This window comes from Lewinella sp. LCG006 (genome assembly GCF_040784935.1).
Classification (GTDB): domain Bacteria; phylum Bacteroidota; class Bacteroidia; order Chitinophagales; family Saprospiraceae; genus Lewinella.
The window spans coordinates 5301548-5317904 of record NZ_CP160680.1; the positions used below are offsets into that span (position 1 = coordinate 5301548).

The window sequence follows — 16357 nt, forward strand, 5'->3', positions numbered from 1 at the left end:
TAATCGTTTAGTATGAAATATATAGGAAGTATCTGCTTGATGTTGTTCTGCTTGAGTGTAGTTGCTCAGAACGACTTGCCACCTGGGCAGGTAGATGTGGTTAAAAGCTTTGAGGCGCGTTTGGCGGAAGCCAATCGGATAAATGTACGGCCAGAACTCCCTCCGCTGGATTCTACCGTTCGCCGGCTCAATTACAATGTCATATCCAAAGATGTTTCGGTGGAGTACTTGGCACCACGAATTCGTCCGCTCGCTTTTCGCACGGAAGAACCACCAGAAATCTATGATGGGTATGCACGTCTGGGGGTAGGTTATCCCAATGCTTTTTACGGAGAGCTTTCTTACAATATCACCCAGAATGAAGATTTTGACTTTGGTATCGAATTGATGCGGTACACTGCTAATAACAAGAAAAAGGTCGAAAATCAGCGATATAGCAATAATAGCTTAGGGCTTGACGGTACTTATTATTTTGAGGAGGGATTTGCCGTAAACGGTAAAATTGGCTATCAAAATGACGGCGTCTACTACTATGGTTATAACGATATCAATGAAGAATTGGACACTTTGCTTTACTCCTTTACGGATGATGAAGTGCGGCAGCGATTTGGTATTTTCGACTTCGGCCTCAATATATTCAACGGTGAACGGACCCAGGGAGATTTTGACTACCGTGCTGGGGTAGATATTTACCTGATGGACGATAATTACGCCGCTCGGGAAAATGGCATGTTGTTGACCTTGGAAGGAACTAAGTGGTTTGCTGAAAAGCACCCTTTGAACATTGTCCTCAAAACGGATTTTTCAACCTTCCGCGACACGATGAAGCAAACCCTTAACAACTTCTATCTGGAGCCAAGCTATACCTACCATGGCGATGCTTTCCAGGTGAAGATTGGGGCTAATATTACTTCTTTTGAAGATAACTTTTCGCTTTTCCCTAATCTGGAAGCCAGTGCAAATATTGTTCAGGGGGCACTTACTGCTTTCGTAGGAGCCAATGGATCACTCACGAAAAATAACTTCCGAAACTTGATCGAGTACAATCCCTTTTTAAGGAGTCGTATGAAGATTCGCAACTCTAAATGGTCGGAGTATTACGGTGGTGTAAAAGGAACGATTGCTGGTATTACTTACCAAGGGCAAATAGGTTATAAGGCAATAGATGATCTGGCCTTATTCCAACTCAACGACCCGCTGGAAAGCATTCCGCGTTTTGATGTGCAGTACGATACCGCTACGATTGTTACCATCAAGGGAACTATTATTATGCCATTGTTTGAGGGTTTAGAAGTGACGGGCTCCGTAAGTCAGAATTTCTTTTCGCTAGAGCGGGAAGAGAAACCTTGGCACCTGCCTTCGTTTACCGTAAATGCTGGTGCTCGCTATACAACACCTGAGCGTAAATTCTCCCTCAAGGCAGATTTCTTCCTGGAAAATGGCGTCCCTTACCGGAATACCGCAGGAGAAGTGGATAACCTCAATGCCTTGTTTGATCTAAGCATCATGGGGGAATACTACATCACCAAAAACATCGGTGCCTGGGTGCAGTTGAACAACCTGGCCGGAAACAATCGCCAGCGTTGGTTCCGTTATCCTACCCTGGGCTTGAATGCCATGGTGGGGGTGAGTGCGCGGTTTTAGGTTGTTGAGGTGATTTTACCACATAGGAAGGGCGAAATTACTTGTCTTTCAAAACCCCGAATCCTGCCGTGGCAGGATTCGGGGTTTTGTGTTTAAGACTAAAGCCCCCACTTGTAGCTGTAGTCAGTGACAATAAGGTAAGCAGCTCTCGGACAACTTCAAAGTTGCTCGAGAGCTGCTTGCTAAAACCCAGGAAACGGCTGCGGCCCTGCCATCAATTGTTCCAACATAAAGTGCAACAAACTTGGCTGTTTGATGGCACTGGCAATGATGATGAAAGCGATACCGTAGATGGCTCCTGTAAGGTGAGCATTGTGGCCGATGTTATCGACACCTTTTTTGTCCATGTAAGAGGAGTACCACAAAAAGCCAACGCCGATCAAGATACCCGGCAGGGGAGGGAAAATAAACCAGTCCCAGGGAGAAAAAAGAATATACATCAAGGATAGGGCAGAAGTGGCTCCGGATGCCCCCAAAGCACTGTAGGCATAGTTGTCTTGGTAGCGAAAATAGGAAGGGATATTGGCTACCACGATGGCGCTGAAGTAAAAAGCAATAAAAGCAACCCGTCCCATTACCGGGCCAAAGAGACCATTTTCGTGAACGAAAATACTTTCTACGGTTTCCCCGAAAATATAGAGCGCCCACATATTGAAAAGCAAATGGGAAAAATCACCGTGAATGAGCCCACTGGTAAAAAATCGGTAATATTCGCCTTTACGGATATCAACGGGGCGAAACATCAGCTTGGCCCTCATCTCCGGATTGTTAAAAGCCTGGTAGGAGATCAAACAGGTCAGGACGATGATGACCAAGGTAAGTGTAATATTCATATCTGGCTAAGGATTGTGATAAGGTTCGTTTTTTAATATGGTCATTGCACGATAGAGCTGCTCCAACCAAAAGAGTCGGACCATCTGGTGGGAAAAGGTCATCTTGGACAGCGAAAGTTTCCCATTGGCCCGTTGGTATACAGCGTCATCGAAACCAAATGCACCTCCGACCAAGAAAATCAAGCGACGGTGAAAACCCTGGAGCTGTTGATCGACCCATAGGGCCAGCTCTTCAGAAGTATACTGCTTGCCTTTTTCATCGAGGATATAGAGGCCATCCTGGGGTTTGAGCCGAGCCAGCACCAATTCCGCTTCTTTTTGTTTTAACTGCTCGGGGGCAAGCTTTCCGGCGTTTTTGATATCCGGGAGGATCACGTGCTCAAAAGGCAGGTAATGAGGTAGCCGCTGTGCGTACTTATCAATGCCTTCCCGCAAATATCGGTCGGCTGTTTTTCCAATGAACCAGCATTCTACCTTCACAATCGTTACGCTTTGATAATTTCTGCGGAATGGATGACGCTTACGCCTTTTTCTGCCATTTCGGCTACAGCTTTGTCTACATCGCCTGGCGATAAATTTACACCTCTGGAGGCATCCTCAATGAGGTAAGTCCTAAAGCCCAAACCCAGGGCATCAAGTGCTGTGAATTTAACACAATAATCGGTAGCTAAGCCCATTACATAAACGGTCTTCACGCCTTGTTCCTTGAGCCAGTCGCCCATGCCTGTAGCTTTTCGGTGACCATTGTCAAAAAAACCACTATAGCTGTCTATGGTAGGATCGGTTCCTTTTGTGAAGATTTTGGAGATTTTGGTTTGATCCAGTTCTTGCACAAACTCGGCCCCAAAGCTATGCTGTACACAATGTATCGGCCATAGTACCTGAGGAAGCCCGTGTAAATCAATGACTTGCCCCGGCTTGCGCCATGGATGATTGGCCGCGAAACTGCCATGGTTGGCCGGATGCCAATCTTGCGTTGCTACGATGATGTCGAAATAAGGCATCAGTGCGTTGGCAATGGGAATGACCTGATCTCCTTCATCTACAGGTAGCGCTCCGAGAGGGCAGAAATCATTCTGTAGATCAATCAAAAGGAGAGCACTATTTGAGAAAGACTCCATGGGCGTGATATTTATTTTATTGGCAAGAAATAAAACTGGATTAGTACGAATGGACAACAAAGGTGTCTATTTGAAGGTCATAAGTTTTGATATAGTTGCTAATAAATGTTTTTAAATCACCTTCCTGACGTTGCCGGGTGCGTGCGCTTGGCCGGTTAGACCAGTGCGCAATAAACATAGGAATGTTCTGTGCGGGCGTAGTAAAATCGATGATTTGCGTTTGACCGTAGGCGAGCGTATCCAGGATTTTGAACTGCTCGGCCTGGTGAATGGTCTTCGATAGTCGGGCAAATTGTAAGGAATCTAGCCTGGGCTTCAGTTGTTCCTGAAGTTGGATGATACTATCCTTGACGGCTAACTGACGTTGGTGGTTACGGATTTCTTCCAGCTGGCTTTTTACTTGGGTTAGCTGCCCCGGCCCGACGGCGTTTTTCTCAATATCGCCCAGCTTTATTCGATAATCCGGAATTACTTGAAAGTAGGTATTGGGCAACTCGTATTTATCCGCTAAAAGGGTATTATAGTCTTGGGTCATACTATCGGGGACATCCCGATTGATGAGCTGCACAACGAGGATGTTGGAGTCGGGAGTAATGTTGAAAACACTGTAATCAATACAATCATTATCAAATTGATCCTTGACAAATGCTTTGATGTTCTGCTTGTATTTCAGATCTTGAATCACATCGCGGAGGATCGATGTGCCAGGAATGATAATGATCAAGCTAAAGATAACAATAGCAACCCTAGCCCTTAAAGATTCTTTCTGATTAGGATGCTCCTTGTAAGGAAACTGTAGAAAACGAATAATCAAATAGGAGGTAAGGGCAATGAAAAAGGAATTGAGAAAGAACAGGTAAAAGGAATTGAGCGCAATTTCCATATTACCGTTGGCAATACCGTACCCTGTCACACAGAGGGGAGGCATCAAAGCGGTAGCGATGGCTACTCCCGGAATGGCATTTGATTTATCCTTACGGGTAATGGAAATAATACCAGCCAGACCGCCGAAGATAGCCACGAGGCCATCAAGAAAGGTAGGAGCTGTTCTTGCCTCAATCATATCAGTGAAAGTACCCAGGGGAGTGAGCCAGAAATAGAGGGTACTCGTAATCAACGCAATCACGATGGAAATGATAAAGTGCTTGATGGCTAGCAGAAGCATGTCCCGATCATTGATGCTTACTCCAAGGCCTACTCCCAGAATCGGTGACATCAGGGGGGAGATAAGCATAGCCCCAATGATTACGGCTTCGGAGTTGAGGTCGAGGCCAAGGGAGGCAATCATTATGGAGCAGATGAGCATCCAGGCATTGGCACCGCGCATGAGTTTGCCCGATTTGATAGCAATGACGGTTCCTTCCCGGTCCATGCCCTCCTGCAAGTCGAGGAATTCAACGAACCATTCCCGGATTCCCTTAATGAGCAATTGCAAGGAAGCGGCTATTCCTGGGCTTTTTTCCTGGGGATTAAATGATTGATTTGGCTTCTCCATGGAAGTAAAAGTAGTAGAATCTGAACATTGAATTCAAAAATAGTGTTGAAATTTTGTAATTTTGCCACTCAATAAGAGAATAGCCTCTTATTTAACCAAACTATTTTGAATGCTAATTCTTGATCGTAAAGACGGAGAGACCATTGATCGTCTCCTCAAGCGCTACAAGCGCAAGCACCGTGAAGTGCAGATAAACAAGCGTTTACGTAAAGGTAAATTCTTTTCAAAGCCTTCAGTAGAACGCCGCGAAGAAGTACTGAAAGCTAAGTATATTCAGGAGAAATACAGAACTGAAGATTAGTACTTAACCAGGAATAGGTTAGCGCTTGTTTTGCTTTGCAAAATTTTGTCCTTCGTGCGTAGTTAAAAGACAACATGGGCTTCCGCCCGAACGTAATACTACGCTCGGACGGAAGCCCATGTTGATTATAGGTCATGCTTATCCCCAAATTAAGCCGTTGCTACAGCTCTCTTTTTGGATGATTTTATCCCCAGTCGAATTAGCCACAACAGCATCATTGCACAAACGACAGATGCCGCAGGAATTAACCAGTCGGCGAAAGGGAATTCTCTAAACGCCAAAAAGGTCAAAGCTCCCACCACAAATATTCGAACTGCATCTATAAAAACGGCAGACTTTGTTTGCTCCATCATTTTTGCGTGTGCAAATACCGATAATAAAATGATGATCACCAGAGCTAGAATTTGTTGATTAGAGAACAATTCTTCTATAGGGAAGTACTCTCCTGGTTGGTAAGGTTTGAAAACAACGACCAGGGCTACCAAGGCTGAGAAGGTAATGGCCACATTCAGCAAAACGTATGCACCAAGCTCAAAACTGATGGGAATCCTATGATGGATTCGGTTTCCGTTTTCATCGGTCTTGTATTCAACGGGTAGATGAGGAACATCATCTGGCGTCCATGCTGGGCCTTTGGTAAAGACTTTAATTTTATCGCTGAATTTTTTTGTTCTTTTAGCTCTGATGAACAAATTCTTCCAATAGGAAAAAGCGGCGTTGTAGGCATTCGCACTTTCAAAACCAGTAGTGATACCATAAGCGGGCTCTTCATCTTCTTCAATAAATGTTCCGAACATTCTGTCCCAAATAATGAAGATGTGGCTGTAGTTGTGGTCCATGTATTTTTCATTCCGCCCATGATGAACCCTGTGGTGGGATGGCGTGGTCAGGAATTTTTCAAAAATGCCTAATTTTCCAATCACCCTGGAATGGGTAAACAATTGAAAAAGCCCTAATACCAAAGTACACACGCCAATAGTAATGGCATCAAAACCAGCAACAGCCATCCATACAAAGAAGAAAGCTCTAAAAATAACAGCCACAAAAGATGCTCTGAATACGGTTGTGATATTGAGCTCCTCGCTTTGATGGTGTACGATATGTGCCGCCCATAAAAAGTTGATTTCATGGCTTAATCGATGGAACCAATAGGCTAAAAAATCAAAGGCTAAAATGGCGATAAACCAAGTACCAATGTTCATTGGGATTTGGTAAGGGGCCACATTTTCGTAGATGTACTGGAAGCCAAACAGAATAAGTACGGAGAGGAAAAAGTCGAAAACTCTTTCCAGCATACCACAAGAAAGGTTGGTGATACTATCAGACAACCGGTACAAAGTCATGTTCTTTTTCTTCGCAACATAAGACTCCAGTACGAGTGCTCCAATAACGACTAAAACACCTATGATGATTACCCAGACCATTGGATTCATGTTTTCAAAGTTTTCACAAAAGTGCAAAAAAAATAATTCATTCCCCCGTTTTATACGATCACTGCCGTGCTGTTCCTCTTGATTTCATGGCAAGGCGCGAAGCTCCTAAAAAGACAAAAAACATAAAGAAAGCCATCAAAATATGACTAATATCATGGTAGTTTAGCCAACGGTGGAGGCTTATTTGCCTGTTGAATACAAATCCAGGAATACCGCCATAGAGAATAGCTAAAGACAAAATTAAGCTGCCTTGTTCTCTCGATTTTAGGTAGTAATAAGCTTGCATCGGGAGCGTAAACCCTACCAGAGAGACGGTTGATGATAATTGCGCATACACAAAGTCACTTAATTGCGGATGAAGCATCAACACCAAAAATGTCAAATATTGAAGTACGATCAATGTTCGTATAACAGCGTACCATCTTTCCGATACCATCTCTTTCAACTGCATTAAGGAGGCAAAGGCCAAAAATAAAAGCCCCGTAGCACTACCTACCCAGCCTATCCTTTTGAATTCGGGGCTCACATACGCTTGCAAGCCATGCCCAAACCAAGCTGCACTAGTCATGCTTATCGCAAAACATAAGAAGTAAAACTTATAATAATTGTAGTTCTCAGATTTTTCACCTTTGTAGTTTACAAAACGAATAAACGCGTATAAACTTACCAATGCTACCAAAAAATCAGTAAGTGTAGTTACTGGTTCTCGCCACTCAAGATTGCCTACAAAAACGGTAGGGTTTAATATCGTATCCATTGCTTGCATGGGTGCAAAGATATGGTTTTAACCAGAAGAATCTATCAAAAAAACGCCCGAGAGTAGTTGTACTCCCGGGCGTTTCACCACTGAATTTGTTGAAATCCAGCGTTAAACTTTAGCGGAAGATGACCTTCCTCACACTAATTCCTTCGGCAAATTTGACTTTGACGAGATAGGCGCCGGCCGGTAAATTCCCTCGTTCGAGTTCGTATTGATGGTTGTCAATACCATACTGAGAGCTGATATAGCGCCCATTGATATCAAACACCTGGATAGCTTCCATAGGGTAAGCAGGGTTGGTGCGGATGAATACGCGCTCTGTGGCAGGGTTAGGAGCTACGCTCAAGCCAATCAGGCTATCGTCAGCAATTTCCTCTGAAGCTACGATGGCACATTCTTCCAACTGCAGTACCTGGCATGCTCGTGGGAGATAATGAGCAAATATTGTATCGATATAAGCGCGCGCTTTTTCGGCTGACATATCGGAATTAATAGTCAAGTTATTTTCGTGTAGCTCAGTAGCATTGAAATTGATGCTATATTCCTGGTTGACTTCCATAATAGCGGTTTCCAGCTGAGAAAAATCCCACCACTCCCATGGTGCAGATCCCAGCTGATTGTTTGCTATTATGAAAGGATACATGTGTTCGGTAGCGTAGGTTGTAAGCGTTTGTCCAAGGGTAGCAAGGTTGATAGGAATATCAGCCAGTAGCTCTGTGCGATTTTCCAAGAAGGCGGACAAGCCCGTCATTTGTCCGTTGATTGGGTCTAAAGGATCATTAACCCCTTTTTCATTAGCCACTTGAACAACTAAGCGTGTGCCAGAGACCGGAAGTACTAGAATATTTGGATGAGGCATGATAACGGGACCATCACCAAAAGGAATGAACGGATCAGTTACTACGTGATAACCAATAATAGGTGGTTGTAAAAGAGCATCTCTCTCAATCCACGATGTATCACAGATCGCTCCTCCCATACTTACAGCCAGATGAATCTCCGAAGAATAACCAGGTGAATTTGGTAAATTTAGTATAGCCGTTGTTTCTCCGTAAATATCGCCATGAACGTTTTCAAGGATATATGGTTCGAGCGTTTCTGGATTGATAAATTTTCCCAGCGCACTGATTTCACTATAGTCATCTAATGTAGCCACGCCTAATGCGAGATAACCACCCGTTTCTTGCCCCCAGGCAACGATTCGGCCACTATCTATACCATAGGGGTTACCCTCTTCTACAACCGTTTTCCGTAAGAACCTGACACAGGAGCGAATATCTTGTATGCCTCGATGAATCGCTTGAAGGAAGCTTCCAGAAATGATGGTATTTTCGGAAGCGTTTGGGTTCCACCCCAGCCGGTAAGCAGCAGCAATGGCAGTATAGCCACGCTTAGCCAGCCTGGTGCATACTTCTACCACGGTAGAATCTGATTTTCCTCCGGTTACCCTTCCGTTAAAATAAGGCGGGAAAAAATTACCTGTAGGAATATAGATAACAGTCGGTCGTTCAGGGTTTGTATCCCCAACCGGTGTGTAGACGTCCATGACCAAAGGAATGGTATCCGGGTTCATGGCAAGCACAGAGATGTTAGTGGCGTAGACGACGTTGTGTTCGATATTGATGTCCGTGAAAATTTCGTCTACGTAGCGGGTGGTTTGTCCAGCTAAACTGTTCAGCATTCCGCAAAAAAGAAAGAACAATAGATAGTTTAGGTGTTGCATAACTATTGTGTTTTTAAAAAAAAACGCCCGAGAGTAGTTGTACTCCCGGGCGTTTTACTACTGAATTTTTTGAAATCCAGCGTTAAACTTTAGCGGAAGATGACCTTCCTCACACTAATTCCTTCGGCAAATTTGACTTTGACGAGATAGGTGCCGGCCGGCAAATTCCCTCGTTCGAGTTCGTATTGATGGTTGTCAATACCATACTGAGAGCTGATATAGCGCCCATTGATATCAAACACCTGGATAGCTTCCATAGGGTAAGCAGGGTTGGTGCGGATGAATACGCGCTCTGTGGCAGGGTTAGGAGCTACGCTCAAGCCAATCAGGCTATCGTCAGCAATTTCCTCTGAAGCTACGATGGCACATTCTTCCAATTGCAGTACCTGACATGCACGTGGGATGTAGTGCGCCATCACCGTATCAATGTAAGCACGTGCTTTGGCCGCAGACATATCCGGGTTGGTAATCAAACCATTCATGTGCAGGGTGTCAGAGCTGAACATGGTACCAAATACAGCATTTACCTGTGGAATGATCACATCCAGTAATGGCTTGCTCCACCAGTCCCATGGGCCAGATCCCAATCCTTGTACAACAAACGGATACATGTGCTCGGTAGCCAGCGTAGTGGGTGACTGCCCTAAGGCAGAAAGGTCAATGGGAACACCAGCAACTGCATTGGTAAATCCTTCCATACCAGCTGCTATCCCCGTCATTTGTCCGTTTACAGCATCTAGAGGGTCGTTGGTTCCTTTTTCGTTAGCTACTTGTACGGCTAAGCGGGTACCGGCTACCCGAACTACGAATTCACCTGTTGTCGGAACAATTACCGGACCGTCGCCGAAAGGAGCAAAAGGATCGGTAACCACGTGGTAACCAATGATCGGAGGCTCGTTAAACTCAGGCGTGTCGCCATCAATCCAGGAAGTATCTCCCAAGGCACCACCCATATTTACGGCAAATTGAATATCCGAAGAATATCCAGGTGTATTAGGATTGTTGAGCGGTGTTTCTGCCAAACCATAGATGTCACCATGTAAACCTTCTACCACGTAAGGCTCGAAGGTCTCCGTATTGATAAATTTGTCTAAGGAAGAAATTTCAGCATAAGAATCGAGAGAAGCCATGCCTAATGAAATGTAACCACCAGTACCTTGGCCCCAGGCTACAATTCTATCAGAATCAACTCCGTAAGGGTTACCATCTTCTGCGGCAGTTTTGCGTAAAAACCGTACACAGGAACGAATGTCCTGAATACCGCGATACGCTGCCTGTAGTAAGGTAGCAGTACGGATATTCTGATCAGGAGCAGTTGGTGCCCAACCCTGACGATAAGTAGGCGCTATAGCAGTATAGCCACGTTTGGCAAGACGGGTACAGACTTCTACCACGGTAGAGTCTAGTTTGCCACCAGTAATTTGTCCATTAAAGTATTGAGGAAGAAAACTTCCTGTATGGATGTAAAGTACCGTAGGGCGTTCTGTGTTATCGTCTCCAACTGGTGTGTATACATCCATTGTAATAGGAGCTAAAGCTGGTGCTCCAGTGATCACGGTGTAATTGTTGGCGTAAATTACGTTAGAAGTTACGCTAACATCGGTAAAAATTTCGTCTACATAACGAGTGTCCTGAGCCTGAAGGCTGGTGAAAACACCACAGACGAATAAGATTAGTAGAATGTTAAATTGCTTCATAATAAAGATTAATGCAGTTGAATTGATGAATTATTTTTTCTTGAATTCGTATAAAACAGAGAAGTAAGCCAGGCGCCCGATCCGGGGCCCACCGTACGTCTGAAAAGTTTCGTTGTTGAGAATGTTTGATGCACCTAGCTTGAAGGTGCTGTTCAGTTTAGCCACCTGCCAATTAATTTGGGCATCCAAAAGGTCGTAAGATGGAATTCTTCCGGTAAACTGTGGTGACCCTTCAAAAATGAACCCTTCGATCCATTTGTAATTGACGCTGAAGCCAAAGTTTGGAACCCTGAATGCTCCCAGATTAAGTGGGACATTTCGTCCGGAAATACCAATATTGTATTTATGCTCCGGCGTATTAAAGGCTGGGATAATTGGATCGTCAGTAATGGTATTCAATTTGTTCCAGGAATAATTTCCATTAAACACATAATATTTGGCAAAGTAATAATTAGTTCCAATAGAGAAACCTTGGGTCGTAACTTCTTGAGTCGCATTGGCAGCTACACGGTAAGCTTGAGCGGAAACCAACGTGCCAAAAGTATTATCAAAACGCGTATCTACACCGATGTTAAAACCAATAAAGTCCGTGTAGAAGCTATAGTAGTAAGTAGCGTCTAAGTACAGACGTTCAAATAAGGTGGTACGAAAACCTGTTTCAAACGTTTTTACTTTTTCTGGTCGGATAGGAGCTACATTGAAATAGTCCAACTGGTTTAAGTCGCTGGTGTTGAGGGTGTTCCTGAGCGATTCTACCGTTACAAGACTGTCAAAGCCATTGAGGTTGCCCAGAAGGATCGCCCTGCCTACATTGTAGTTTAAGTATTGATCTGCAAGGGTAGGGTTCCGCACAGCTGAAGAAAAAGATGCCCTTACTGTAGTAACGTCTGTTGGGCTGTAGACCAAAGAGCCCGCTGGTGAAAAGAGGTAATCAAAATTTTGATTCTTATCTAAACGTAGAGAAGCACTAATTTTTAATTTACTCTTTAGTTCCAATGTACCACCGCCATAGATGCCAAATTCCTGGGTATCAATATCCCGTCCCATGGTGTCCAATAAGATAGAGCCATCAGAATTGGGCATGTAACGGCGGAAGCTGGCACCTGCAAGCAAGTCAAGGTCAGTAATATTGCCACGTGCTACCAGATCATTGAATTTATACTCGCCTTGGCCGTGTACGAGCGCCGATTTGTCGAAGAAACGGGTACCGCCACTATTGAGGTTACGTCCAGTAATGCGTGCAAATTCTTCGTCGAAACGAGCAGTCCCTGGTTCATAAAATTCTACGGCATTATTAGCAATAGGATCGGCAACGAGTGCAGCTTCCTGAGCTTCGCTGTGCCACTGAAACAGTAAAGTTTCAACATCAGGACGCCCGAGAAATTCACTCAAAGCTGCGCGATATCCAACCGGATCGCCAGGGAATTGGGAAATCCTGGGGAAACCTTCTATCATTTGCATTTGGGGTAACACCTGATTACTCCAATGGGCACTGTAAGCATTTCGCCAGAAACGGTTTTCTTTGGCGTTAGTTTGTAATAATAGAGAAGTGAAATAAGGATCATAAGAATCTCCAGCATCTTCGTGGGTGACATAAAAACGAAGGAAGTAAGTATCCTGTTTTTTCAGTTCTAAGCGATGCTGAAAAAACTGGATGCCTCTAAGGCTGTAGCGGTTATCTCCTTGGTAAACAGTCGTTCCTGTGCTGTAATTAGAGGCTGCAATAAGGGTAGGTGAACCCAAATCCATGCTTGGCTTGAGCCTAAAATGCACAGCTGCACCCAACTTTAAGTTGTTAGAGTCATAATCAACAACATCCTCCTCTCGGTAGCCACGACGATGAATGATACCCAGGCCTGGAAGTTGAAGAATGTTGCTAAAGTCACTGCCGCTGGTGAATTCATCCCCATAAATATTCACAGCATCAAATCCGCCAGGATTATCTACGCCGGTATCGGTATCATCCACTGGGTCGTAGTTGTCTGCTACCCAGTCATTGGCCTGAAAATAGGAGAAATTGAGCTTATAGCCGATGCCTTTGTTTTTCCCAAAAACATCAGCATAACGCAAAGCACCTTCAAACAAAGAACGATCACCACCTTTGGCCATCGCGGAAAGCCCTTTGTGAAAGAAGGGGTCTTTCGTTTCCATACTGATCACCCCATTAAAGGCATTGGGGCCATAGAAAGCAGAGCTGGCACCAACGATCAAGTTAACGCGATTGACATCTAATTCGGAAGAACCCAAAAAGTTGCCGAGCGAAAAGTTCAGTCCTGGAGATTGGTTGTCTACACCATCAATGAGCTGTAGCGAGCGCACCGGACTGGTACTATTAAAACCCCGGGTGTTGATGATTTTGAAACCAAGGCTGGCAGCAGTAAGATCGACGTCTTTCAATGCGCCCAAACCATCATAGAAGCTGGCCGCTGGCGTTTCTTTGATCGCAATATTGTCCAAGGTTTCTACCGTGAGAGGGGATTGCCGTTGGCGTTCACCAATGCGGCGACCTTTAACTTCTATCGTAGCAATGGTCACCGAGTTTTCTGATAATTCAATCTTGATGGGTTCTACTACTGACTCAATAAATACCTCAGCATCCTGGTAGCCTACGTAGGAAAAAACCATCGTAAACGGAGGGCTGGCACTGGTATTGAAAGAGAAGGTGCCATCATAGTCTGTAATGGTGCCTTCGGTCGTACCTTTTATGATTGCATTGGCTCCAATGAGAGGTTCACGGCTAACACCATCAAGAATTTCTCCTCGAACAACCGTTTGAGCGGCAGCGGAAATACTTACTCCCAGAAAGAGAATAAAATACAAAATACGTGTGTGTGGTAAGAATTTCATACTTCGATAAGGTACGTAATAAGTCAATAATTCTGCTTACGACGGCAAATTAGTGAATTTTCGCTAACGGTGGTTTTATATTTTAATAATAATACTATGCTATGGGTACAGGTCTTTGGCAATCAAATAGATAGGGTCGCGGTGGTCTTTGATGCCAAGAAAGAAAATTTCCTTGGTTAGCTCGTTTCAATAAAGATGTAAATTACTCAATATACAATTATCTACAAGAAGAGTGCTCAAGAAAAGTGTTAAATATTTATGCTTGCGGTGGCTGAAGGGAACAAAAATCTGGTATTTGCCACGATCGACGTTCATAAATTTTGTATACGCCCCAGCCGATCAAGCTACCGAGTAGGCTGCCACAGAGGACATCAAGGGGGTAATGAACACCCACATAGACTTGTCCAAAGGCGATGGTCGCCGCCCAAATAAGCAGTAGCCAGCGCCATTTTTTCCAGCGTCGCCCCCAGCCCAAAAAAAGAAAAATAGCAACGGCAAAATGATTGGTCGCATGAGAAGAAGTAAAGCTATAGCCACCACCGCAATGCACGCCAACATCTCTGGTAGGCTGACTCAGGGCTGTCTCCCTACATGGACGGGGGCGTTTTACCGATTTTTTTATCAATTGGCTGCTACTGAAATCAGCTATGCCAACCGCCAAACCCAAGGCCAGTAAGTAGTATAGCCCGGGCAACTTGTATCGATAGATCAATCCCGCCACCAATAACAGATAGAGTGGTATCCAGGTGGTTTTTTCTCGCCAGTAAGGCATAATGGCATCCAACCAAGCGGTTTGCCAGCCATGGTGAATCCATTCAAAAAGGGAATAATCAAGTTGTACAAGCTGCTCCATCATGCAAACATAAAAATTGTTGGCAAATAAAAGCAGTCCGGTATCTTTGCCCACCTATGTAATTTGACGGAAATAACTGATTCCATTTTTTCCAACGATTCGCGAATATTTTCACGCAAGCTCCTTTTAGTTGCTTGCTTAGAAAATTTTAGCGAATCAAACCTGCCTACCTGCGGTAAGCAGGCAGGAATGGAATAAGTTATTTTTGTTCCGTCACTAAGTATTTTCTAACTAAAAATAAAAAAGCGTGGCCTTCATCAAGTCAATCTCGGGATTTCGGGGAACCATCGGTGGTAAAGCTGGAGAAAATTTAACGCCTCAAGATATTGTAGAATGTACGGCGGCTTATGGCAGCTGGTTGCTCCAATCAGGAGCCGCGCCAAAGGTTGTTATCGGTCGCGATGCCCGCCCTTCCGGAGCGATGGTGACCCAATTGGTGACAGCTACTTTGCAATCGTTAGGGATTTCGGTCGTTGATTTGGGATTGTCTACTACGCCTACTGTAGAGATGGCCGTACCACACCTTGGTGCTGGTGGCGGAATCATCCTCACCGCTAGCCATAATCCTAAAGAGTGGAACGCCCTGAAGTTGCTCAACGCTACGGGTGAATTTATTTCTGCCCAAGACGGTAAAACGCTTTTGGGGCTCCTCGACGAAGGCGCTGTAAGCTACGCTGCAATAGATGATCTGGGTACTTATGCCGGCAATGAGGAGATGCTTGATTACCACATAGAGCAAGTCCTTGCTCATCCGCTCGTGCGGACAGAGGAAATTCGCGCAAAGCATTTTCGGGTAGTCGTTGATGGGGTAAACTCTAGCGGGGCTGTCGCCATCCCGGCCCTTTTAAAAGCATTGGGTTGTGAAGTGGAAGTGCTGAACGCCGACATGAATGGTCAGTTTGCCCACAACCCTGAACCTTTACCACAGCATCTGACGGACCTTTGTGAGCAGGTAAAGATTAGCAAAGCTGACTTAGGTATCGCCGTGGATCCAGATGTTGATCGTTTGGCACTGGTAGGGGCTGGTGGAAGTTGGATAGGAGAGGAGTATACCTTGGTGGCGGTAGCCGATTATGTATTGCAACACCAGCCAGGGCCTACGGTTTCTAATTTATCCTCCAGTCGAGCGTTGCGTGATATTACTACCAAGCACGGACAAATGTATTACGCGGCAGCCGTAGGCGAGGTGAATGTGGTCGATAAAATGAAGGAGGTACAAGCCGTCATTGGCGGTGAAGGAAATGGAGGGATCATTGACCCGCAGCTCCACTTCGGACGTGATGCACTCATTGGTACAGCACTGGTGCTCAGTAATATGGTCTGGGCCAACAAGTCCATCAATGAACTCCGCGCCAGCTATCCCGATTACTTTATGGTGAAAGACAAAGTAGCACTTTCTCCAGACCTTGACGTAGAGCAAAAGCTGGAGCATATCCAGGAAAAATACCAGCATGAAGCTGCGATCAATACCATCGATGGCCTTAAACTAGACTTCCCCGAAGGCTGGATTCATCTCCGCCGCTCAAATACTGAGCCTATTGTACGCATTTACGGCGAAGCTAATAGCTTAGAAGCAGTGAATGCGCTGGTTGCCAAAGTGAAAGCCGATTTTTAATAGACTGTTGGTTGTAGCTGTTCCAAAATAACTTT

At 44.8% G+C, this 16357-nt stretch carries 13 protein-coding genes; 3 read left to right on the forward strand and 10 right to left on the reverse strand.

The genetic code is table 11. The features are described 5' to 3' along the window. The first annotated feature begins 12 nt into the window (after positions 1-12). Positions 13-1644: a hypothetical protein gene (locus tag AB0L18_RS19055; protein ID WP_367388904.1), complete on the forward strand. Its 1632-nt coding sequence runs from the start codon at positions 13-15 to the stop codon at positions 1642-1644. A gap of 182 nt (positions 1645-1826) precedes the next feature. On the opposite strand, the gene AB0L18_RS19060 is transcribed toward AB0L18_RS19055, so the two are convergent. Genes AB0L18_RS19060 through AB0L18_RS19075 form a run of 4 tightly spaced genes read right to left on the reverse strand, consistent with a single transcriptional unit; the run spans position 1827 to position 5093 of the window. Further along, the gene (locus AB0L18_RS19060) at positions 1827-2477 is read right to left on the reverse strand and encodes a rhomboid family intramembrane serine protease (protein ID WP_367388905.1); all 651 of its coding nucleotides are present in this window, start codon (positions 2475-2477) and stop codon (positions 1827-1829) included. A gap of 6 nt (positions 2478-2483) precedes the next feature. After that, entirely contained in the window at positions 2484-2957 is a 474-nt protein-coding gene (rlmH, locus tag AB0L18_RS19065) for a 23S rRNA (pseudouridine(1915)-N(3))-methyltransferase RlmH (protein WP_367388906.1), read from the reverse strand. 5 nt (positions 2958-2962) lie between these two features. Then, complete coding sequence (pncA, locus tag AB0L18_RS19070; RefSeq protein WP_367388907.1) at positions 2963-3598, reverse strand: bifunctional nicotinamidase/pyrazinamidase; 636 nt, start codon at positions 3596-3598, stop codon at positions 2963-2965. Positions 3599-3638: 40 nt separating this feature from the next. Next, positions 3639-5093 (reverse strand): DUF389 domain-containing protein, encoded by a 1455-nt coding sequence (locus tag AB0L18_RS19075; protein WP_367388908.1) that lies wholly within the window; start codon positions 5091-5093, stop codon positions 3639-3641. A 109-nt stretch (positions 5094-5202) separates the two neighbouring features. On the opposite strand from AB0L18_RS19075, the gene rpsU reads away from it, so the two are divergent. Continuing rightward, complete coding sequence (gene rpsU / locus AB0L18_RS19080; protein WP_367388909.1) at positions 5203-5394, forward strand: 30S ribosomal protein S21; 192 nt, start codon at positions 5203-5205, stop codon at positions 5392-5394. A 149-nt stretch (positions 5395-5543) separates the two neighbouring features. Here rpsU and AB0L18_RS19085 read toward each other — a convergent pair whose 3' ends face one another. The 6 genes from AB0L18_RS19085 to AB0L18_RS19110 all read right to left on the reverse strand — a co-directional run bounded on the left by AB0L18_RS19085 (position 5544) and on the right by AB0L18_RS19110 (position 14710). Further along, complete coding sequence (locus tag AB0L18_RS19085; protein WP_367388910.1) at positions 5544-6689, reverse strand: sterol desaturase family protein; 1146 nt, start codon at positions 6687-6689, stop codon at positions 5544-5546. Positions 6690-6885: 196 nt separating this feature from the next. Then, positions 6886-7593: a hypothetical protein gene (locus AB0L18_RS19090; protein WP_367388911.1), complete on the reverse strand. Its 708-nt coding sequence runs from the start codon at positions 7591-7593 to the stop codon at positions 6886-6888. Positions 7594-7702: 109 nt separating this feature from the next. Next, positions 7703-9310, reverse strand: coding sequence for a T9SS type A sorting domain-containing protein (locus AB0L18_RS19095; protein ID WP_367388912.1), 1608 nt, complete (start codon positions 9308-9310; stop codon positions 7703-7705). A gap of 89 nt (positions 9311-9399) precedes the next feature. Next, a complete protein-coding gene (locus AB0L18_RS19100) occupies positions 9400-11007 on the reverse strand; it encodes a T9SS type A sorting domain-containing protein (protein WP_367388913.1) in 1608 nt (535 codons plus the stop codon). Positions 11008-11037: 30 nt separating this feature from the next. After that, positions 11038-13854: a TonB-dependent receptor gene (locus tag AB0L18_RS19105; RefSeq protein WP_367388914.1), complete on the reverse strand. Its 2817-nt coding sequence runs from the start codon at positions 13852-13854 to the stop codon at positions 11038-11040. Between the two features lie 256 nt (positions 13855-14110). Further along, on the reverse strand, positions 14111-14710 hold the full coding sequence (locus AB0L18_RS19110) for a phosphatase PAP2 family protein (RefSeq protein ID WP_367388915.1): 600 nt from the start codon (positions 14708-14710) through the stop codon (positions 14111-14113). 244 nt (positions 14711-14954) lie between these two features. Between AB0L18_RS19110 and glmM the strand changes: the two genes are divergently transcribed. Next, positions 14955-16322 (forward strand): phosphoglucosamine mutase, encoded by a 1368-nt coding sequence (glmM, locus tag AB0L18_RS19115; RefSeq protein WP_367388916.1) that lies wholly within the window; start codon positions 14955-14957, stop codon positions 16320-16322. Positions 16323-16357: the final 35 nt, after the last annotated feature.

Coding starts and splice junctions, on each gene's coding strand:
- AB0L18_RS19085 (WP_367388910.1), bottom strand. CDS start 6,689: ATGCTGGAAAGAGTTTTCGACTTTTTCCTCTCCGTACTTATTCTGTTT.
- AB0L18_RS19090 (WP_367388911.1), bottom strand. CDS start 7,593: ATGCAAGCAATGGATACGATATTAAACCCTACCGTTTTTGTAGGCAAT.
- AB0L18_RS19110 (WP_367388915.1), bottom strand. CDS start 14,710: ATGATGGAGCAGCTTGTACAACTTGATTATTCCCTTTTTGAATGGATT.
- AB0L18_RS19060 (WP_367388905.1), bottom strand. CDS start 2,477: ATGAATATTACACTTACCTTGGTCATCATCGTCCTGACCTGTTTGATC.
- AB0L18_RS19105 (WP_367388914.1), bottom strand. CDS start 13,854: ATGAAATTCTTACCACACACACGTATTTTGTATTTTATTCTCTTTCTG.
- pncA (WP_367388907.1), bottom strand. CDS start 3,598: ATGGAGTCTTTCTCAAATAGTGCTCTCCTTTTGATTGATCTACAGAAT.
- rpsU (WP_367388909.1), top strand. CDS start 5,203: ATGCTAATTCTTGATCGTAAAGACGGAGAGACCATTGATCGTCTCCTC.
- AB0L18_RS19075 (WP_367388908.1), bottom strand. CDS start 5,093: ATGGAGAAGCCAAATCAATCATTTAATCCCCAGGAAAAAAGCCCAGGA.
- AB0L18_RS19095 (WP_367388912.1), bottom strand. CDS start 9,310: ATGCAACACCTAAACTATCTATTGTTCTTTCTTTTTTGCGGAATGCTG.
- AB0L18_RS19100 (WP_367388913.1), bottom strand. CDS start 11,007: ATGAAGCAATTTAACATTCTACTAATCTTATTCGTCTGTGGTGTTTTC.
- AB0L18_RS19055 (WP_367388904.1), top strand. CDS start 13: ATGAAATATATAGGAAGTATCTGCTTGATGTTGTTCTGCTTGAGTGTA.